Origin of the sequence: Streptomyces sp. DSM 110735, from assembly GCF_016482685.1 — a bacterium.
Taxonomy (GTDB): Bacteria; Actinomycetota; Actinomycetes; order Streptomycetales; family Streptomycetaceae; genus Streptomyces.
Map to the genome: position 1 here is coordinate 237,119 of NZ_JACYHF010000007.1, position 20,248 is coordinate 257,366.

Here is a 20,248-nt window from a genome sequence, read left to right on the forward strand (position 1 = left end):
TCCCCATCGGTGTACGAGCCGTACGGACCACCCCGCACACCGATGGGCTCACGCCCCGCGTGTCACGCCTCGGACGCCCCGCTGCCCCCGCGCTCCGCCATCAGCGCCGCCGCCTCGTCGCGCAGGTCGCGGCGGAGTTCCTTGGGGAGGGAGAAGGTGATGGACTCCTCGGCCGCCTTGACCAGCTCCACGTCGCCGTAGCCGCGCTCGGACAGCCACTGGAGGACCTCCTCGACGAGGACCTCGGGGACGGAGGCGCCGGAGGTGACGCCGACCGTGGTGACGCCCTCCAGCCAGGACTCGTCGATCTCTCCGGCGAAGTCCACCAGGTACGCCTCGCGGGACCCGGCGAGCTTGGCGACCTCGACGAGCCGTACCGAGTTGGAGGAGTTGCGCGAGCCGACCACGATGACGAGCTCGGCCTCGGCGCCCATCTGCTTCACCGCGAGCTGGCGGTTCTGCGTGGCGTAGCAGATGTCGTCGCTCGGCGGGGAGACGAGACCGGGGAACTTGGTCTTCAGGGCGTCGACGGTCTCCATGGTCTCGTCCACGGAGAGGGTCGTCTGGGAGAGCCACACGACCTTGGACGGGTCGCGGACCTCGACCTTGGCGACGTCCTCGGGACCGTCGACCAACTGGATGTGCTCGGGAGCCTCGCCGGAGGTGCCGATGACCTCCTCGTGGCCCTCGTGCCCGATCAGGAGGATGTCGTAGTCGTCCTTGGCGTAGCGGACGGCTTCCTTGTGGACCTTGGTGACCAGGGGGCAGGTGGCGTCGATGGTGGCCAGGCGCCCGCGCTGGGCCTCCTCGTGCACGGTGGGGGCGACGCCGTGGGCGGAGAACATCACGATGTTGCCCGGCGGCACCTCCTCCGTCTGCTCGACGAAGATCGCGCCCTTCTTCTCCAGGGTCTGGACGACGTACTTGTTGTGGACGATCTCGTGCCGGACGTAGATCGGAGCCCCGTACTGTTCGAGAGCCTTCTCGACGGCGATCACGGCGCGGTCCACACCGGCGCAGTAGCCACGGGGGGCGGCGAGCAGGACACGGCGGCCAGGCGAAGCGGTCATGCGTCCCATCGTAAGGCCGGGTACGGGGGCCCGTAGATCCCCCCAGGGGGGTGTCCGGCGCACAGCTCCTTTGTCGGTGGGGGCCGTTAGTCTCGCGGCATGGCTGTGAACACGTCCCCCGAAGCACCGTTGCCCGTCGGTGACGTCTCCCGGCTGATCGGCGGCTGGATCGACCGGCTCGGCGCGGTGTGGGTCGAGGGGCAGATCACGCAGTTGTCGCGGCGGCCGGGGGCGGGGGTGGTCTTCCTGACCCTGCGCGACCCCTCGCACGACATCTCGGTGAGCGTGACGTGCTACCGCCAGGTGTTCGACGCGGTCGCGGACGTGGTCGGCGAGGGCGCGCGGGTCGTGGTCCTGGCCAAGCCGGAGTGGTACGCCCCGCGCGGTCAGCTCTCGCTGCGCGCCGCCGAGATACGTCCCGTCGGCGTGGGCGAGCTGCTGGCGCGCCTTGAGCGGCTGAAGAAGTCGCTGGCGGCCGAGGGGCTGTTCGCGGCGGACCGGAAGAAGCCGCTGCCGTTCCTGCCGCAGTTGATCGGGCTGGTCTGCGGGCGGGCCTCGGCGGCGGAGCGGGACGTGCTGGAGAACGCCCGGCACCGCTGGCCCGCCGTCCGCTTCGAGGTGCGCAATGTCGCGGTGCAGGGCGTGCACGCGGTGCCGCAGGTCGTCCAGGCGGTCAAGGAGCTGGACGCGATGGACGAGGTGGACGTCATCGTGGTGGCCCGCGGCGGCGGCAGCGTGGAGGATCTGCTGCCGTTCTCCGACGAGGAGCTGGTGCGGGCGGTGTCCGCGTGCCGTACGCCGGTCGTCTCCGCCATCGGGCACGAGCCGGACAGCCCGCTGCTCGACCTGGTGGCCGATCTGCGCGCCTCCACGCCGACCGACGCGGCCAAGAAGGTCGTCCCGGACGTGGGCGAGGAGTTCGAGCGGGTGCGGATGCTGCGCGACCGGGGGCGGCGCTGTGTGCACGCGGTCCTGGAGCGCGAGGAGCGGGGGCTCGCGCACGCGCTGGCCCGGCCCTGCATGGAGCACCCGCACCGGATGCTGGACGAGCGGTCGGCGCAGGTGGACGCCCTGTTGGAACGCGGCAGGCGCACGCTGGGCCATCTCCTGGACCGCGCCGACTCCGAGCTGACCCACACGCACGCGCGCGTGGTCGCCCTCTCCCCCGCCGCGACGCTCCGCCGGGGGTACGCGGTGCTCCAGAGGGCGGACGGACACGTGGTGCGCGCGCCGGAGGAGGTGACCGGCGGCGAGACGCTGCGGGCGCGGGTCGCGGAGGGCGAGTTCGCGGTGCGGGTGGACGCCGGTGGCGAGGGGGATGTCGGTGGCGATGCTTAGGGTGGGCGGATGACCAGCAAGGTGGACGAGGCGCTGTCGTACGAGCAGGCGCGGGACGAGTTGATCGACGTCGTACGACGCCTGGAGGCGGGCGGTACGACGCTGGAGGAGTCGCTGGCGCTGTGGGAGCGCGGCGAGGAGCTGGCCAAGGTGTGCCGCCGCTGGCTGGAGGGGGCGCGGGCGCGGCTGGACGCGGCGCTGGCGGAGGAGGCGGAGGGCGAGGGGGACGAGTAGCGGGGGCGCGCGTCCTTCGTCGGTCTCGCGGGCGCGCACACCCTTCGTTAAAGCTTTAACTTCTCTCGCGTAGGGTCGTCCCGTTCACTCGGCCCGGCACCCCGGGCCGGACGCGTATCCGAGGAAGTCACGCATGTCTCTCGTTCTCGACCCGGCCGCCCAGGACCTGCTGTTCCGCGAGGCCCGCACGGCGAACACCTTCACCGACGAGCCGGTGACCGACGAGCAGGTCCGGGCGATCTACGACCTGGTCAAGTACGGCCCCACCGCCTTCAACCAGACCCCGCTGCGCATCACGCTGGTCCGCTCCCCCGAGGCCCGCGAGCGTCTTGTGGCCCTGATGGCGGACGGCAACAAGCCCAAGACGGCCACCGCGCCGCTGGTCGCGATCCTGTCGGCGGACAACGAGTTCCACGAGGAGCTGCCGACCCTGTTCCCGGCATTCCCGCAGGCCAAGGACCTGTTCTTCGCCGAGCGCCCGGTCCGTGAGCGCTCCGCCGGGATGAACGCCGCGCTCCAGGCCGCGTACTTCCTCGTCGGCGTCCGGGCGGCCGGTCTGGCGGCGGGCCCGATGACCGGCTTCGACTTCGAGGGCGTCCGCAAGGAGTTCCTGGACGACGACCACACCCCGCTGATGGTTGTGAACATCGGCCACCCGGGCCCGGACGCCTGGTACCCGCGCTCGCCGCGCCTGGCGTACGACGACGTCGTCACGACCGTCTGAGCGGCCGTACGGCGACAGCGCAGGACGAACGCAGCGCACGGCGAAGGGGCCCCGGATCGCCGTCCGGGGCCCCTTTCGCGTGCCGTGGGCCGTCGTGTGCCGTCGCGGATCGCCCGGCTACTTCTCGTTCTTCATCCTCAGCGCGCCCGCCATCGTGGTCAGCCGGTCGAAGGACGCGGTGCCCGCGACCACGGTCGTGGAGCCGGGGGTGCCCTCCAGGACCAGACCGTCGTAGCGGCCGCCGGTGTACCGGGTCCAGGTGCGGCCGTCGATCGTCTCGGTCCGCTTGGTCGCCTTGGCGCCCTGGGTCGCCTGGTCGATGACGTCGGCGCGCTTGCCCGTGGACTGCTCGACCTGCACGTACTGCCCGCCCGGTGCCTGGAAGCCGAGGTGCCAGCGGTCGGAATCCTCGGCCTGGAAGCGTACGGAGGTCGCTTTCCAGGTACTCGGCAGTCCCTCGGGGGCGGCCACCGGGTAGCTCGCCGCACGGCGGGCGCCGGCCGTCTCCACCGTGTAGTCGACCCGCTTGAGATCGGGGGCGTGATCGTCGTGCGGGACGAAGACATAGATGACCGCCGCCGCGATACCGATGAGGGCCAGGGAAAGGATCATGTCCCGGACCGTCTTCTGCTTGCCGTTCGTACCTGCCACGCCCCCTATGGTCGCAGGTGCCCCGTGCGCTCATCCGTGGGGCCCCCTGCTCATTTTGTCGGTACGACGATAGAGTCAGGAATCGAACCCTCATCCGGCCGTCGTCGTATCAGAAAGGTGCGCTCCGATGACCGAGCATCATCTGCCGTCCGAACTCGATGTCCCCTCCGAGGCCCCCGACCGCAACCTCGCCCTGGAACTGGTCCGTGTGACCGAAGCCGCCGCGATGGCCGCGGGCCGCTGGGTCGGGCGGGACGACAAGAACGGCGCCGACGGTGCCGCGGTGCGCGCCATGCGGACCCTCGTCTCCACCGTGTCGATGAACGGCATCGTCGTCATCGGCGAGGGCGAGAAGGACGAGGCGCCCATGCTGTTCAACGGGGAGCGGGTGGGTGACGGCACCGGTCCCGAGGTCGACATCGCCGTCGACCCGATCGACGGCACCCGGCTCACCGCCAAGGGCATGCCGAACGCGATCGCCGTGCTGGCCGCCGCCGAGCGCGGTGCCATGTTCGACCCGTCCGCCGTGTTCTACATGGACAAGCTGGTCACCGGTCCCGAGGCTGCCGACTTCGTGGACATCAACGCGCCCGTGGCGGTCAACATCCGCCGGGTCGCCAAGGCCAAGGGCTGCGCGCCCGAGGACGTCACCGTCGTCGTCCTGGACCGGCCCCGGCACGAGGAGCTGGTCAAGGAGATTCGGGAGACCGGCGCGCGCATCAAGCTGATCACCGACGGCGACGTCGCGGGCTCGATCCTGGCGCTGCGCGAGGGCACAGGCATCGACCTGCTGCTCGGCATCGGGGGTACGCCCGAGGGCATCATCTCCGCCTGCGCGGTCAAGTGTCTCGGCGGGACGATCCAGGGCAAGCTGTGGCCCAAGGACGAGGAGGAGCGGCAGCGGGCGATCGCCGCGGGGCACGATCTGGACCGGGTGCTCACCACGGAGGATCTCGTCAACGGGGAGAACGTGTTCTTCGTGGCTACCGGGATCACGGACGGGGAGCTGCTGCGGGGCGTGCGGTATCGGTCGGAGACGGCTACGACCGATTCCATCGTGATGCGGTCCAAGTCGGGGACGGTGCGGAGGATCGACTCCGAGCACCGTTTGAGCAAGCTGCGGGCGTACAGCGCGGTTGATTTCGACCGGGCGAAATAGCGCCTACTGAGGAGGGGGGCGGGGTTCGTTCGCGAGTGCCGGTTGCGTTGTGGCTGGTCGCGCAGTTCCCCGCGCCCCTGAAGACAAAAGACAAAAACCAAAAACCTTCGGGGTTCAGCCCGCTATCCGAGGTGCCGTTGCCTTCTTCAGCTCCACCTCGCGGCGCCTCCGGCGGGCCAGGACCACTCGGCGTTCGGCTGCGGTCAGGCCGCCCCAGACGCCGTAGGGCTCGGGCTGGAGGAGGGCGTGTTCCCGGCATTCGACCATGACCGGGCAGCGGGCGCAGACGCGCTTGGCGGCCTCTTCGCGGGAGAGCCGGGCGGCGGTCGGTTCCTTCGACGGGGCGAAGAACAGAGTGGCCTCGTCACGCCGGCACACCGCCTCGGTGTGCCAGGGCGCGTCCTGGTCCCTGTCCCGCTTCGGTGACCGCTGGGCCGGGACGGCGGCGACCTGCAGGGACGAACGCGGCGGTTGCAGCACGGTCTACTCCTGACGACGGCTTCGCGAGCGAGAGACGATGCAGCAAGCCCTACCCGCTGTGCGCGCGCCTATGCACTGCGTCCCCAACCCCGGGCGCACGGCGGCTTGTTCGCACCCCCTCGCGCCCGGTCGCCCGGGTGCCGCGTCCGCGCGGACCGCGCCGGAATTCGCGACCGTCAACGGTCCAGGTGTTTGCGCAGCTTGTGGTCGACCTTGTCCTGCACCCGGTCGAGGATGTCCGCGACGAAGCGACCGCGCTTGGGCCGCGCCTCCACGTTGCCCAGGACCGCCCACCCGTCCACGTAGATCACGGGTGCCTGGGAGTCGGTCGAGTCGCGGGTGCTGACCTCGAAGTTGCCCATCACGCCGCCGCCGGTGCCGCGCAGCGACACGTTCTCCGGGACGCGGATCTGGACGTCCCCGAAGACCGAGATCGCCTTGATCACCACCTGCTGGTACTCGAAGACGGCTTCGCTGAGGTCGATCTCGACGCTGCCGAAGACCGCGAACGCGTGCAACCGGCGCCCGGCGCGCCAGCGCCCCCGGCGCACGGCGCTGCTGAACACGGCGACCACGCTGGCGTCGGCGTCGACCGGGACCGCGCCGGGGATCGGGCGCGGCGGGGCGGCGGTGACATGACCGGGCCGCTCGTGCCCTGCCGGGAGGTCCTGTATGTAGAGGTCCAGCTCGCCGACCGTCTTGGTGTGCAGCACCCCCTCGACGCGCTCGGCGTGCTCCTCTGCGGTCAGCCGGCCCTCGGCCAGGGCTTCGCGGAGGATGTCGGTGACGCGGTCGCGGTCGGCGTCGGAGGCGCGCAGCTCGGACACGCGCGCCTCCGTGCCCGGGGTCTGGGCGTGCTGGTGAAGGTCCACGACGGCAGCGTACCCAAACGCGATAGATCGCGACTAGGGCCTGTCCGGCGGATCTTCGTGGAGCAGCCCGCGGCGTCTGGTGCGTGCTCTCGGCGTGCGCCCGGATCTCCCTCGTACTGGACGTACTCGGGTGATTCGGGCGTGCGGCGAGAGTGCGTGCCAGGCGTCGCGGGCCCACGAAGATCCGCCGGACAGGCTCTAGGGGGTGTGGATAAGTGGCGCGCCCGACCGCGCGCCCGACCGCGCGCCCCGCCGCGCGCTCCCGGCGTGTCGCAAGTGAGCCTTACCTCACAAGAGCCCTCTTCGAAAGGGGTTCTACGCTGGACAGGCCCGCCAGCGTCGGCGGGACCGTCCGTCGAGTGAGGAATGGGCTGAGATGCCTGAGTTCGCGTACACCGATCTGCTCCCCCAGGGAGAGGACACCACCCCGTACCGGCTGGTGACCTCCGAGGGCGTGTCCACCGTCGAGGGACCGGACGGGCGGACGTTCCTCAAGGTGGAGCCGGAGGCGCTGCGCAAGCTGGCCGAAGAGGCGATCCACGACATCCAGCACTATCTGCGCCCGGCCCACCTCGCCCAGCTCCGCCGGATCATCGACGACCCGGAGGCGTCCGGCAACGACAAGTTCGTCGCCCTCGACCTGCTGAAGAACGCGAACATCGCCGCCGCGGGCGTGCTGCCCATGTGCCAGGACACCGGCACCGCGATCGTCATGGGCAAGCGCGGGCAGAACGTGCTCACCGAGGGCACCGACGAGAAACACCTCTCGCACGGCATCTACGACGCCTACACCAGGCTCAACCTGCGCTACTCGCAGATGGCTCCGCTCACCATGTGGGACGAGAAGAACACCGGCTCCAACCTCCCCGCGCAGATCGAGCTGTACGCGACCGACGACGGCGCCTACAAGTTCCTCTTCATGGCGAAGGGCGGCGGCTCCGCCAACAAGTCCTTCCTCTACCAGGAGACCAAGGCCGTCCTGAACGAGTCCTCCATGATGAAGTTCCTGGAGGAGAAGATCCGTTCGCTCGGTACGGCCGCCTGCCCGCCGTACCACCTGGCGATCGTGGTCGGCGGTACGTCCGCCGAGTTCGCGCTCAAGACCGCGAAGTACGCCTCCGCGCACTATCTGGACGAGATCCCCGCCGAGGGCTCCGAGCTGGGTCACGGGTTCCGGGACAAGGACCTGGAGGAGAAGGTCTTCGAGCTGACGCAGAAGATCGGCATCGGCGCGCAGTTCGGCGGCAAGTACTTCTGCCACGACGTGCGCGTGGTGCGCCTGCCCCGGCACGGCGCGTCCTGCCCGGTCGCCATCGCGGTCTCCTGCTCGGCGGACCGCCAGGCAGTCGCGAAGATCACCGCCGAGGGCGTGTTCCTGGAGCAGTTGGAGACGGACCCGGCGCGGTTCCTGCCGGAGACGACGGACGAGCACCTGGACGAGTCCTCCGACGTCGTGAAGATCGACCTCAACCAGCCGATGGACGAGATCCTCGCCGAGCTGACCAAGTACCCGGTCAAGACCCGGCTCTCGCTGACCGGTCCGCTGGTCGTGGCCCGCGACATCGCGCACGCCAAGATCAAGGAGCGCCTCGACGCGGGTGAGGAGATGCCGCAGTACCTGAAGGACCACCCGGTGTACTACGCGGGTCCGGCGAAGACGCCCGAGGGGTACGCCTCCGGGTCCTTCGGTCCGACCACCGCCGGGCGCATGGACTCCTACGTGGAGCAGTTCCAGGCGGCGGGCGGCTCCAAGGTGATGCTGGCCAAGGGAAACCGGAGCAAGCAGGTCACCGACGCGTGCGGCACGCACGGCGGTTTCTACCTCGGCTCGATCGGCGGTCCCGCCGCCCGGCTCGCCCAGGACTGCATCAAGAAGGTCGAGGTCGTCGAGTACGAGGAGCTCGGCATGGAGGCGGTCTGGAAGATCGAGGTCGAGGACTTCCCGGCGTTCATCGTCGTGGACGACAAGGGGAACGACTTCTTCCAGGACCCGGCGCCCGCGCCGACGTTCACGAGCATTCCGGTGCGGGGTCCCGGGCTCGGCTGAGAAACACCCTGAGCGACAACACCCCGGGGGCCGACGGAGGTTGGCCCCCGGGGTCGTTCTAGGGTGCGGGCATGACTTCCCCCGCGTACCTCTCCGGGCTCTTCTCCCTCGACGACCGTGTCGCCGTCGTGACCGGAGGGAGTTCCGGGATCGGGCGGGGCATCGCGGAGGCGCTGGCGCGGGCCGGGGCGTCCGTCGTGGTCGTGGCGCGGGGCAGGGAGGCGCTGGAGGCGACGGTCGCGCAGCTCACCGGGCTGGGCTGCCGGGCTGCCTGGGTGAGCGCCGATCTCGGGACCCGGGACGGGGTGCGGGCGGCGGGCGACGAGGTCGTGAAGGAGTTCGGGGAGCCGGACATCCTCGTCAACTGCGCCGGGATCAACCTCCGTCCCCCGATGAGCGAACTCACCGAGGAGGAGTGGGACCTCACCCTCGCGGTGAACCTCCAGGCGCCCCATCTGCTGAGCCGGCGGTTCGCGCCGGGCATGGCCGAGCGGGGTTTCGGGCGGATCATCCACGTCAGTTCCCAGCAGGCGCACCGCGCGTTCGCGCGTTCCGGGGCGTACGGCGTCTCCAAGGGCGCGCTGGAGTCGCTCGCGCGCTCGCAGGCGGAGGAGTGGTCGCCGTACGGCGTCACCTGCAACACGCTGGTGCCGGGTTTCGTGATGACGCCGCTCAACGCGCGGCTGTCGTCCGACCCGGAGACCGTACGGGCGCTGGCCGCGCGCACCTTCGTCGGGCGCAACGGGCTGGCCGAGGACTTCGCGGGCGCGGCGGTGTTCCTGGCGAGCCGGTCCTCCGGGTACGTCACCGGGCAGGCGCTGTTCGTGGACGGCGGGTTCTCGGTGCACTGAGACCCGTTCGGGCCGGCGCAGGAACATCCCGCCGCTCCCGTTCGCTGTATCCGACATGAGTCACGACTACCGCATCGAGCACGACTCCATGGGCGAGGTCCGCGTCCCCGCCGACGCCAAGTGGCGCGCGCAGACCCAGCGTGCCGTCGAGAACTTCCCGGTGTCCGGGCAGCGCCTGGAGCGGGCGCACATCGAGGCGCTGGCCCGGATCAAGGGGGCGGCGGCGAAGGTGAACGCCGGTCTCGGGGTGCTGGACCCCGAGGTCGCGAAGGCGATCGAGGGCGCCGCCGAGGAGGTGGCGGAGGGGCGCTGGGACGAGCACTTCCCGGTGGACGTGTTCCAGACCGGCTCGGGCACGTCGTCCAACATGAACGCCAACGAGGTGATCGCGACCCTGGCGAGCGAGCGTCTCGGGCGGGACGTGCACCCGAACGACCACGTCAACGCCTCGCAGTCGTCCAACGACGTCTTCCCGTCCTCGATCCACATCGCCGCCACCGCCGCCGTCACCCGCGATCTGATCCCCGCGCTCGAACATCTGGCCGACGCGCTCACCCGCAAGGCGGAGGAGTTCGCGGACGTGGTGAAGTCGGGGCGCACCCATCTGATGGACGCGACCCCCGTGACCCTGGGTCAGGAGTTCGGCGGATACGCCGCCCAGGTGCGCTACGGCGTCGAGCGCCTGCGTGCGTCCCTGCCCCGGCTCGCGGAGCTGCCGCTCGGCGGAACGGCCGTCGGCACCGGGATCAACACGCCCCCGGGGTTCTCCGCCGCGGTGATCGAGGAGGTCGCGCGCGCCACCGGGCTGCCGCTGACCGAGGCACGCGACCACTTCGAGGCACAGGGGGCGCGCGACGGGATCGTGGAGACCAGCGGGCAGTTGCGGACCATCGCGGTCGGGCTGACGAAGATCGCCAACGATCTGCGCTGGATGTCCTCGGGTCCGCGCACGGGGCTGGCGGAGATCCGGCTGCCCGATCTCCAGCCGGGTTCCTCGATCATGCCGGGCAAGGTCAACCCGGTCGTCCCGGAGGCGGTGCTGATGGTCGCGGCGCAGGTGATCGGCAACGACGCGACCATCGCCACGGCGGGCGCGGCGGGCAACTTCGAGCTGAACGTGATGCTCCCGGTGCTGGCCAAGAACGTGCTGGAGTCGGTGCGGCTGCTCGCCAACGTCTCCCGGCTGCTCGCGGACCGCACGATCGACGGCATCACCGCCGACCGCGAACGCGCCCGCGAGTACGCCGAGTCGTCGCCCTCGGTCGTCACCCCGCTGAACAAGTACCTGGGTTACGAGGAGGCGGCGCGGATCGCCAAGCGCTCGCTCGCGGAGCGCAGGACGATCCGGGAGGTCGTCCTGGAGGGCGGGTACGTGGAGCGCGGACAACTGACGCGGGAACAGCTCGACGAGGCGCTGGATGTCCTGCGGATGACACACCCGTAACGGGCGTCCCCCGTTTTCCGCCACCGGCGCCCGGTCGTGGCGGAGGCCACGGCATCGGGTGCCCATGGCACCTAATATCTGTCCATGGCGGACGACGAAGCGGTGAGACGAGCGGAAACGGACACGACGACGTACTGGACCGCGGGCACCGCGATCCTGTGGCGGTACCGGGAGAACGCCGGTGACGGCTTCCACATCGCCCGGCCCGTCACGGTCGTCCGGGACGACGCCGACCTGCTCGCGGTCTGGCTCGCGCCCGGCACCGAGTGCGTGAAACCCGTGCTCGCCGACGGCACCCCGGTCCACCTGGAGCCGCTGGAGTCCCGCTACACCAAGCCGCGCGGGGTGCGCCGGGACCGCTGGTTCGGCACCGGGGTGCTGAAGCTGGCGCGACCCGGCGAACCCTGGTCGGTGTGGCTGTTCTGGGAGCCGGGCTGGCGGTTCAAGAACTGGTACGTCAACCTGGAGGAGCCGCTGGCCCGCTGGAGCGGCGGCGTCGACTCCGAGGACCACTTCCTGGACATCTCGGTGAACCCGGACCGCAGTTGGCACTGGCGGGACGAGGACGAGTTCGCGCAGGCGCAGCGCGACGGTCTGATGGACCCGGAGACCGCCGCCCGCGTACGGGAGGCGGGCCGGCGGGCGGTCGAGGGAATCCGGGCGTGGAAGGCGCCGTACGCGGACGGCTGGCAGCACTGGCGCCCCGACCCCGCCTGGGCGGTACCGTCACTGCCGGAGGACTGGGACCGTACGCCCGCGCACGTGTCCTCATGAGACCCTTGATGCGCCCCCGGACCACAAACGTAGGATCGTCCTCCGCAAGGGCATCGAGTTGCAACTACCGGAACAGACGCCGGGCTTGACCATACGTCACCGAGGGGCGGCAGGACGTGAGCGAGGGGTACGGGAACGGCGGCACCGGCCGGGCGAGGAGCGCCCGGATCGGCGGAGACACCCCTGACCACGCGGGAAATCCGTTCCCGGGGCACGTATTGCGGGTATCGGCATGTCGGCGGCACCACACGCGCGCCTGGCGCGCGGCCCCGGACGGACGGATTCGACACGCGTGACGGAGCAGCCCACTTCCTCCTACGAACGCCCCCAGTCGGGCGCGGACCCCGCGGAGTCCCGCGGGGCACGCCTGCGTACCCCGACGCCGCTCGGTGCGCCGGGCTTACCGGCACAGTCCCGGGCGGACGGACAGCCGTCCCCCTCGGGCACCGAGCCGCGCGCCAAGCGCGGCGGCGGCAAGGGAAACAAGGGGAAGGAGCCCCCAGTCAACGGCCCCGAGCACTCCCAGCCGGCCACCGCCGAGCAGGGCACCCACCGTCCCCGGCCCGCCCCCGAGGGCATTCCGGCACAGCCGGGTGCCGAGCAGGAGCGGACGCCGGGCGCCCGTGAGCGCCGTACCGGACGCGGTCTGCCGCCGGGGCGCCCGATGCCCATGCGGCGCGACGGGGACCGGCTCCGGTTCGTGGGCGCGGCGACCCGGCGGATCGCGCGCGGCCTCGATCTCGACGAGATCGTGATGGGGCTGTGCCGGGCCACGGTGCCGACGTTCTCGGACGCGATCCTGGTCTATCTGCGCGACCCGCTGCCCGTCGGCGACGAGCGGCCGACCGGTCCTGTGGTGCTGCGGCTGCGGCGCAGCGACCGGGTGCCCGACGAGCGGGACACCGAGGCGCTGCTGCCCGCGCCGTACCCCGACCCGGAGACGGAGTCCCCCGGGCTCGCCGCGTTCTCCGGACCCTCGGCGCTGACCGCCGAGCTGTGCGAGGTGCACCCGGGCGGCGCGCTGAACGAGGTGCTGCGCGGGGTGCGTCCGGTGTTCGCGGACACGCCCGCCGCGCGCGCCGCGCTGCCCGAACTCCTCGGCGAGGACGGCGAGGCGCTCGTCCCCGACGGTCAGCACGCGATCCTCGCCCCGCTGCGCGGACGGCGCCGGGTGATCGGCGCGGCGCTGTTCCTGCGCCGCCCGGAGCGGCTGGCGTTCGAGGCGGAGGACCTGCTGGTCGCGGCGCAGCTCGCCACGCACAGCGCGCTCGGCATCGACAAGGCGGTGCTCTACGGCCGCGAGGCGTACATCGCCGACGAGCTGCAGCGCACCATGCTGCCCGAGACCCTGCCGCGCCCCACCGGGGTGCGCCTGGCCTCGCGCTATCTGCCCGCGGCGGAGACCGCGCGGGTGGGCGGCGACTGGTACGACGCGATCCCGCTGCCGGGCAGCCGGGTGGCGCTGGTGGTCGGTGACGTCATGGGTCACTCCATGACCTCGGCGGCGATCATGGGCCAGCTCCGCACGACCGCGCAGACCCTGGCGGGGCTCGACCTGCCCCCGCAGGAGGTACTGCACCATCTGGACGAGCAGGCGCAGCGCCTGGGCACCGACCGCATGGCGACGTGTCTGTACGCGGTCTACGACCCGATAGCGCAGCGGATCACCATCGCCAACGCCGGTCATCCCCCGCCGGTGCTGCTGCACCTGGGCGGCGAGGCGGAGGTGCTGCGCGTCCCGCCGAACGCGCCGATCGGGGTGGGCGGTGTCGACTTCGAGGCGATCGAGCTGGAGGCGCCCGCCGGGGCGACCCTGCTGCTGTACACCGACGGTCTGGTGGAGTCCCGGCTGCGGGACGTGGCCACGGGCATAGAGCAGTTGCGCGAGAAGCTGACCGCGACCGCGCGCCTGACCGGTCCCGGGCATCCGCCGCCGCTGGAGGCGCTGTGCGACGAGGTGCTCGACATGCTCGGTCCGGGCGACCGGGACGACGACATCGCGCTGCTCGCCGCCCGGTTCGACGGGATCACCTCCAGCGACGTGAAGCACTGGTCGCTGGACGCGGAGGACGCCACCCCGGGCAAGGCCCGCAGGCTGGCCCGCGCCGCGCTGGCCGAGTGGGGTCTTGAGGACCTGTCGGACTCGCTGGAGCTGCTGGTCAGCGAGGTCGTCACCAATGCCGTGCGCTACACCACGCGCCCGGTGTCGGTGCGTCTGCTGCGCACGGACGTGCTGCGCTGTGAGGTCTCCGACGACATCCCGCGCCTGCCCCGGCTCTGCCAGGCCCGCGCCACGGACGAGGGCGGTCGCGGGCTGTACCTGGTCAACAAGCTGGCCCGGCGCTGGGGCGCGACCCGGCTGAGCGCGGGCAAGGTGGTGTGGTTCGAGCTGAGCGGAAGCTGACCCCGGTCAGCCCGCGTGCGGTACGACGAAGGGCGCCCGGCGACTCGCCGGGCGCCCTTCGCGCTGTCTGAGGGTCCGTGACCTCAGTCGTCGTCCCTGCCGTTCTGGAAGTCGAACGGGTTCTGCGGGGTGGACTGGCCCGTGGGCGGTCCCGAGGTCGGCGGCTGCGTCGTCGGCTGGTCCGGCGGCGTCCGCGTCTCGGTCTCCGTGGGCGGCTCGGTGGTCGGCGACTCGGAAGGCGACTCCGACTCGGTCGGCGAGCTGGAGGGCGACTCCGAGGCGGACTCGGACGGGCTGTCGCTGACGGTCGGGGTGTCCGTCGGGGCGACGGCGGCACCCTGCGTGGTGTCGAGGTCGAAGGGGACCTTGTCCGTCACGCCGAAGGTGTACGCCGCCCAGATCTGCGCCGGGTAGCCACCGCCGTTGATACGGCCGGGCGCCGGGAGGAGACCGGTGGCGCCCGCCATCGACACGTGCGCGTTGCCCCGTTCACCGAACAGACCGACCGACGTGACCAGGTCGGGCGTGTAGCCGGTGAACCAGGCGGACTTGTTCTCGTCCGAGGTACCGGTCTTGCCCGCGACCTGCTGGCCGTTGCGCAGCGGGTTGTTGGCGACCGACTGCCGGGCGGTGCCGTCGTCGACCACGCCGGTGAGCACGGAGGACACGGTGTCGGCGGCGGTGCGGCTGATCACCCGTTCGCCGATCGGGTCCGGCATCCGCACGGTACGGCCCTTGCCCTCCGCCGACTTGATGAGGGTCGGGGTGACCTTCTTGCCGTGGTTGTCCAGGGTGGCGTAGATGCCGGCCATCTCCAGCGGGCTGGCGCCCATGGAGCCGAGCGTCTGGGCGGGGACCGCCTGCATGCCCTTGGTGTCCATGCCGAGCCGCTTGGCGGTGTCCATGACCTTGTCCATGCCGACGTCCACGCCCATCTGCGCGAAGACGGAGTTCACGGACTTGTTCATGGCCTGCTGGACGTTGATCTTGCCGTAGCTGGCGTTGTCCTCGTTGGGCGGCGCGAAGCCGACCTCGGTGCCGTGGTCGGTCACCGGGTGACGGCTGGTGCCGTCGTAGACGGTGTTCGCGTTGATGGGACGGCCGTCCTGGGTGGTGGCGTTCTGCTCCAGGGCGGCGGCGAGGATGACCGGCTTGAAGGTCGAGGCGGGCTGGTAGTCGGTCCGCGTCGCGTTGTTGGTCCAGTGCTTGAAGAGGTCCTCGCCGCCGTAGAGCGCGACGACATGGCCCGTCTTGGGGTCCACCGAGACGGCACCGGCCTGGATGTCGCCGTCGACCTTGCGTTTCTTCGGGTCGAGCTTGGAGGTGAGCTGGGCCTTGACCGCCTTCTCCAGCGCCGCCTGCTTCTTGCGGTCGACGTTGAGGGTGATGGTCCAGCCCTTGCCGATGACCGCGTTCTCCGCCTGGGAGGCGGTCAGACCCTGCTGCTTCATGAGCTGCTGCTCGAGCTGCTTGTTGGCGAGGTCGACCAGGTAGCCCGTCTGCCCGTCGAGACCGGGGGCGGCCTTGGGTTCCTTGGGCTTCGGGAACTTCAGGGTGGCGCGCTTGGTCTGGGACAGCCAGCCCTGCTTGACCATGTTGTTCAGGACGTAGTTCCAGCGCTGCTTCACCAGCGTCCGCCCGGTGGGCGTGGCCGCCTGCCAGTCGTACTGGCTGGGCGCCTGGAGCAGGGCGGCGAGGTAGGCGCCCTCCTGGACCGAGAGCTTCTGGGCGTCCTTGTGGTAGTACGCCTGGGCGGCGGCCTGGATGCCGTACGCGTTGCGGCCGTAGTAGCTGGTGTTGATGTAACCCGCGAGGATCTCGTTCTTGGTCTTCTCGCGCTCCACCTTGAGGGAGATCACCAGCTCGTTGAGCTTGCGGGTGACCGTCTGGTCCTGGCTCAGGTAGTAGTTCTTGACGTACTGCTGGGTGATGGTCGAACCACCCTGCTTGCCCCGGCCCGCGAGGGTGTTGAGGATGCCGCGCGCGGTGCCCTTCAGGTCGACGCCGGGGTCCGTGTAGAAGGACTTGTTCTCGGCGGCGACGAAGTCGAGCTGGACCGGCCTCGGCACCTTCGACAGGTCGACGATCTCGCGGTTGACCTTGCCGGAGCGGGCGATGACCTTGCCGTCGCTGTACTTGTAGATGTTGCTCTGCTGCTGGGCGGCGACATTGCCCTCGGGAATGTCCACCGACAGATACAGCGCGACAAAGGCGCCGATGCCCAGCAGACAGACGCCGAGAAACGCGCCGAGGATCTTCTTCCAGGTGAAGAGCCTGCGTATCCAGCTCTTGGCGGGCTTGCCACCGGGCGCCGGGGACGGCGAGCGGCCTCCGGGTGCCGCGCGGCGGCCGCCGCGCTGACGCGCTCGTCTCTCTTCCGCTCGTCCCATAGGTCCCTTCGCTCCGCTTCCGTCTCGGGGTCAGCTCCGAAAGCTAACACCCCTCTATGTGACAAAGAGCGCCTGATCCGCTCCTTCGGGGACGTGAGAATGAGCACCCCGCCCTATCGGAACCGACGGAATCAAGAGGCCGAAGGTTGCCTCATGGGGCGCGATTGGCATCACGTATTTGATTCCGGACCCACTATGAACCCGGTGTATACACCGTGTGTAGAGTGCTCGCCATGTCCATCGGTCACTCACTCCTGGGACTCCTGGAGTCCGGCCCCCGGCACGGTTACGACCTGAAGCGGGCCTTCGACGAGACGTTCGGCCACGACCGGCCACTGCACTACGGCCAGGTCTACTCGACCATGTCCCGGCTGCTCAAACACGGGCTGGTGGAGGTCGACGGCGTCGAGTCCGGCGGCGGACCCGAACGAAAACGGTACGCCATCACCGATGCCGGGATAACCGACGTCGAGCGCTGGCTCGCCACTCCGGAGAAGCCCGCCGAGTACCTCCAGTCGACCCTCTACACCAAGGTCGTCCTCGCGCTGCTGACCCGGCGCGACGCCGCCGGGCTGCTCGACAGCCAGCGCTCCGAGCATCTGCGCGCCATGCGCGCGCTGACCGAGCGCAAGCGCGGCGGCGACCTCGCCGACCAGCTCATCTGTGACCACGCCCTGTTCCATCTTGAGGCCGATCTGCGCTGGCTGGAGCTGACCGCCGCGCGTCTGGACCGGCTCCGCACGGAGGTGACCTCGTGATACCGCCCGACGGCTCCCTGCTCCACGCCCGGGACCTGCGCAAGACCTACGGCCCCACCACCGCCCTGGACGGCGCCGACTTCTCCATCCACCCCGGCGAGGTCGTCGCCGTGATGGGTCCCTCCGGCTCCGGCAAGTCGACCCTGCTGCACTGCCTCGCCGGGATCGTGCTGCCCGACTCGGGCACGATCACCTACGCCGACCGCGAGCTGACCGGGATGAGCGACGCCGGGCGCAGCGCCCTGCGGCGCGGGGAGTTCGGCTTCGTCTTCCAGTTCGGCCAGCTCGTACCGGAGCTGACCTGCGTGGAGAACGTGGCGCTGCCGCTGCGGCTGAACGGCACCGGGCGCAAGGAGGCGGAGAAGGCAGCGCTGGAGTGGATGGAGCGCCTGGAGGTGGACGACCTGCGGCGCAAACGCCCCGGCGAGGTCTCCGGCGGCCAGGGACAGCGGGTCGCGGTGGCGCGGGCACTGGTCACCGGACCCCGGGTGCTGTTCGCGGACGAGCCGACCGGCGCGCTCGACTCGCTCAACGGCGAGCGCGTGATGGAGCTGCTGACCGACGCCGCCCGGACCACGAACGCGGCCGTCGTCCTCGTCACGCACGAGGCTCGGGTCGCCGCCTACTCGGACCGCGAGGTCGTCGTACGCGACGGTCGCAGCCGGGACATGGAGCGGACCGGATGAGCCCGCGGCAGTACGCCCGCGACCTGGGGATGGGGGTCCGGTTCGCCGTGACCGGAGGGCGCGAGGGGTGGGTCCGTACGACACTGACGGCGGTCGGTGTCGGTATCGGAGTGGCGTTGCTGCTGCTGACGACCGCGCTCCCGCGCATGCTGGACGCGCGCGGCGACCGCGAACTGGCGCGTCAGGACATCGTGTTCAGCACGAGGGACCGACCCAAGGCGGACAACACGGTGGTCGTCGCGGCCACCGACACCTGGTGGCGCGACAAGAACATCCGGGGGCGCCTGCTCGATCCGGAGGGTCCGAAGGCGCCGCTGCCGCCGGGCCTGAGCCGCTTCCCGGCCACGGGCGAGATGCTGGTCTCCCCCGCGCTGCGGGACCTGCTCGCCTCCCCGGGCGCCCGACTGCTGCGCGAGCGGCTGCCGTACAAAATCACCGGGACCATCGGCGAGAGCGGTCTGGTCGGTCCGCGCGAACTCTCCTACTACGCCGGTGCCGAGGACCTCAAACCCCGGGCGGGCGGCGCCCGGACGAACCGGCTGACCCACTTCGGGCAGACCCAGCCGTGGCAGGACCGGGACGACCCGGTGCTGCTCCTGCTGATGTCGGTCGTCTTCGTGACGCTGCTGCTGCCGGTCGCCGTGTTCGTCGCGGCCGCCGTGCGCTTCGGCGGCGAGCGGCGCGACCGCAGGCTGGCGGCGCTCCGGTTGGTGGGCGCGGACGGCCGCATGACCCGGCGGATCGCGGCGGGCGAGGCGCTGGCGGGGTCGGTGCTCGGACTCCTCCTCGGCGCGGGACTCTTCCTGGCCGGACGCCAACTGGTGACCCTGGTGGAGATCCGGGGCGAGAGCTTCTTCCCGAGCTATGTCACCCCCTCCCCCGCGCTGGTCCTGCTGGTCGCGGTGGCGGTCCCGGTGTGCGCGGTGCTGGTCACCCTGTTCGCGATGCGCACCGTGGTGGTCGAGCCGCTCGGCGTGGTGCGTTCCGCCGCGAACGCCCGGCGCCGGCTGTGGTGGCGGCTGCTCCTGCCGCTGTCCGGTCTGGCCCTGCTCTGGCCGATGATCGGCAAGGGGCGTACGCACGGCGACTTCAACCAGCTCCTCGTCATCGGCGGCGTCCTGCTGCTCCTGGTCGGCGTGACCGCGCTGCTGCCCTGGATCGTCGAACGGGGCGTCAGCCGCCTCGGCGCGGGTCCGCTCTCCTGGCAACTCGCTGTACGGCGGCTCCAGTTGAGCGGCGGCATGGCGGCACGCACGGTCAACGGCATCGCGGTGGCGGTGGCCGGGGCGGTCGCGCTCCAGATGCTGTTCGCGGGCGTGCAGAGCCAGTACGTGAAGGACACCGGGCAGGACCCCGCCCGCGCGCAGGTCGAGGTCGACCTCACCGACCGCACCGACCGCGCCTCGGCGACCGGGGCGTTCGCGCGGACCGAGGGCGTACGGGGGGCGGTGGGGCTGGCCACCACGACCGTCGGCGACCGGGCGCTGGACCCCGCCGCCTCCGTCGACCTCGTCGTCGGCGACTGCGCCGCCCTGCGCGAGCTGGCCCATCTGGCGTCCTGCCGCGACGGCGACCTGTTCTCGGTGAGCACCTCCCAGCACCCCAGCGCGTTCGACAAGCGGATGCGCGAAGCCGTGCTGCGTCCCGGCCAACGCGCCTGGATCGACCCGCGCTTCACGGGCGGACCGGGTCTCGCGGTCCCGCTCAGGCTTCCGGCGTCGGTTCCGCACGTCGCCTACCGCAAGGACTCCCTGATGCCGAGCGCCAACGGGCTGCTGATCACCCCGTCCGCGCTGCCCGCCGCGGCGGACCCGGCGCTGTCCAGCCGGATCTTCCTGCGCATGGACCCCTCGGTGCCGGACGGATGGGAGTACGTGCGCAACACCGCCGCGCGGGTGGACCCGGTCTCGGAGGTCCTCGCCTGGGCACCGACCACGACCGACAGCGGGTTCGCCTCCCTGCGCACCGGTCTGTTCATCGGCGCCACCTGTGTGCTCGCGCTGATCGGGGCGAGCCTGCTGGTCTCCCAACTGGAGCAACTGCGCGAGCGGCGCAGGCTGTTGTCGGTCCTGGTGGCCTTCGGCACCCGGCGCCGGACCGTGGGTCTGTCGGTGCTGTGGCAGGCGGCGGTGCCGATCGCGCTGGGCGTCGCACTGGCCTCGGTGGTGGGCATCGCCCTGGGCGCCGTACTGCTGCGCATGACGGCGACGCCGGTACGGGTGGACTGGCCGAGCGTGCTGTCCCTGACGGGTGTGGGCGCGGCGGTGGTCGCGGCCATGACCCTGCTCAGCCTGCCGCCGCTGCTGCGGCTGATGCGACCCGACGGGCTGCGTACGGAGTAGCGCTCACGGGCGGGGCTTTCACGA

At 71.1% G+C, this 20,248-nt stretch carries 17 protein-coding genes; 12 read left to right on the forward strand and 5 right to left on the reverse strand.

The features are described from left to right. Positions 1–62: 62 nt before the first annotated feature. Entirely contained in the window at positions 63–1,079 is a 1,017-nt protein-coding gene (locus IF655_RS14315) for a 4-hydroxy-3-methylbut-2-enyl diphosphate reductase (protein WP_199585106.1), read from the reverse strand. A 90-nt stretch (positions 1,080–1,169) separates the two neighbouring features. On the opposite strand from IF655_RS14315, the gene xseA reads away from it, so the two are divergent. The 3 genes from xseA (at position 1,170) to IF655_RS14330 (ending at position 3,366) form a co-directional block, all read left to right on the forward strand. Next, positions 1,170–2,408: an exodeoxyribonuclease VII large subunit gene (gene xseA / locus IF655_RS14320; protein WP_199585107.1), complete on the forward strand. Its 1,239-nt coding sequence runs from the start codon at positions 1,170–1,172 to the stop codon at positions 2,406–2,408. A gap of 9 nt (positions 2,409–2,417) precedes the next feature. Further along, positions 2,418–2,642 carry an exodeoxyribonuclease VII small subunit gene (locus tag IF655_RS14325; RefSeq protein WP_199585108.1) on the forward strand — a complete coding sequence of 75 codons (225 nt, stop codon included), beginning with the start codon at positions 2,418–2,420 and terminating at the stop codon, positions 2,640–2,642. A 133-nt stretch (positions 2,643–2,775) separates the two neighbouring features. Then, on the forward strand, positions 2,776–3,366 hold the full coding sequence (locus tag IF655_RS14330) for a malonic semialdehyde reductase (protein ID WP_199585109.1): 591 nt from the start codon (positions 2,776–2,778) through the stop codon (positions 3,364–3,366). A gap of 117 nt (positions 3,367–3,483) precedes the next feature. Here IF655_RS14330 and IF655_RS14335 read toward each other — a convergent pair whose 3' ends face one another. Continuing rightward, positions 3,484–4,017: a DUF4245 domain-containing protein gene (locus tag IF655_RS14335; RefSeq protein ID WP_199585110.1), complete on the reverse strand. Its 534-nt coding sequence runs from the start codon at positions 4,015–4,017 to the stop codon at positions 3,484–3,486. 127 nt (positions 4,018–4,144) lie between these two features. Between IF655_RS14335 and glpX the strand changes: the two genes are divergently transcribed. Then, complete coding sequence (glpX, locus tag IF655_RS14340) at positions 4,145–5,176, forward strand: class II fructose-bisphosphatase (RefSeq protein WP_199585111.1); 1,032 nt, start codon at positions 4,145–4,147, stop codon at positions 5,174–5,176. Between the two features lie 114 nt (positions 5,177–5,290). Here the strand turns inward: glpX and IF655_RS14345 are convergent, their stop codons facing one another. Continuing rightward, positions 5,291–5,656, reverse strand: coding sequence for a WhiB family transcriptional regulator (locus IF655_RS14345; protein WP_161178255.1), 366 nt, complete (start codon positions 5,654–5,656; stop codon positions 5,291–5,293). A gap of 176 nt (positions 5,657–5,832) precedes the next feature. Beyond that, positions 5,833–6,528: a DUF1707 domain-containing protein gene (locus IF655_RS14350; protein WP_199585112.1), complete on the reverse strand. Its 696-nt coding sequence runs from the start codon at positions 6,526–6,528 to the stop codon at positions 5,833–5,835. Positions 6,529–6,904: 376 nt separating this feature from the next. On the opposite strand from IF655_RS14350, the gene IF655_RS14355 reads away from it, so the two are divergent. The 5 genes from IF655_RS14355 (at position 6,905) to IF655_RS14375 (ending at position 14,048) form a co-directional block, all read left to right on the forward strand. Then, entirely contained in the window at positions 6,905–8,575 is a 1,671-nt protein-coding gene (locus tag IF655_RS14355) for a fumarate hydratase (RefSeq protein WP_199585113.1), read from the forward strand. Positions 8,576–8,646: 71 nt separating this feature from the next. Continuing rightward, the gene (locus IF655_RS14360; RefSeq protein WP_199585114.1) at positions 8,647–9,426 is read left to right on the forward strand and encodes an SDR family NAD(P)-dependent oxidoreductase; all 780 of its coding nucleotides are present in this window, start codon (positions 8,647–8,649) and stop codon (positions 9,424–9,426) included. Positions 9,427–9,481: 55 nt separating this feature from the next. Beyond that, positions 9,482–10,870 (forward strand): aspartate ammonia-lyase, encoded by a 1,389-nt coding sequence (locus tag IF655_RS14365; RefSeq protein WP_199585115.1) that lies wholly within the window; start codon positions 9,482–9,484, stop codon positions 10,868–10,870. Between the two features lie 84 nt (positions 10,871–10,954). Then, on the forward strand, positions 10,955–11,644 hold the full coding sequence (locus tag IF655_RS14370; RefSeq protein ID WP_199585116.1) for a DUF402 domain-containing protein: 690 nt from the start codon (positions 10,955–10,957) through the stop codon (positions 11,642–11,644). Positions 11,645–11,936: 292 nt separating this feature from the next. Beyond that, positions 11,937–14,048, forward strand: a complete 2,112-nt coding sequence (locus IF655_RS14375; protein ID WP_199585117.1) for a SpoIIE family protein phosphatase — start codon at positions 11,937–11,939, stop codon at positions 14,046–14,048. Between the two features lie 83 nt (positions 14,049–14,131). Here IF655_RS14375 and IF655_RS14380 read toward each other — a convergent pair whose 3' ends face one another. After that, positions 14,132–16,438: a transglycosylase domain-containing protein gene (locus tag IF655_RS14380; protein WP_199585118.1), complete on the reverse strand. Its 2,307-nt coding sequence runs from the start codon at positions 16,436–16,438 to the stop codon at positions 14,132–14,134. Between the two features lie 233 nt (positions 16,439–16,671). On the opposite strand from IF655_RS14380, the gene IF655_RS14385 reads away from it, so the two are divergent. From IF655_RS14385 to IF655_RS14395, 3 genes are read left to right on the forward strand one after another with little or no spacing between them, the layout of a single operon-like run. After that, entirely contained in the window at positions 16,672–17,196 is a 525-nt protein-coding gene (locus IF655_RS14385) for a PadR family transcriptional regulator (RefSeq protein WP_199585119.1), read from the forward strand. Then, positions 17,193–17,882 (forward strand): ABC transporter ATP-binding protein, encoded by a 690-nt coding sequence (locus tag IF655_RS14390; protein WP_199585120.1) that lies wholly within the window; start codon positions 17,193–17,195, stop codon positions 17,880–17,882. Before IF655_RS14385 ends, IF655_RS14390 begins: the two co-directional genes overlap by 4 nt. Continuing rightward, a complete protein-coding gene (locus IF655_RS14395) occupies positions 17,879–20,224 on the forward strand; it encodes an ABC transporter permease (protein ID WP_199585121.1) in 2,346 nt (781 codons plus the stop codon). The genes IF655_RS14390 and IF655_RS14395 overlap by 4 nt, the downstream gene beginning before the upstream one ends. The last annotated feature ends 24 nt before the right edge of the window (positions 20,225–20,248 follow it).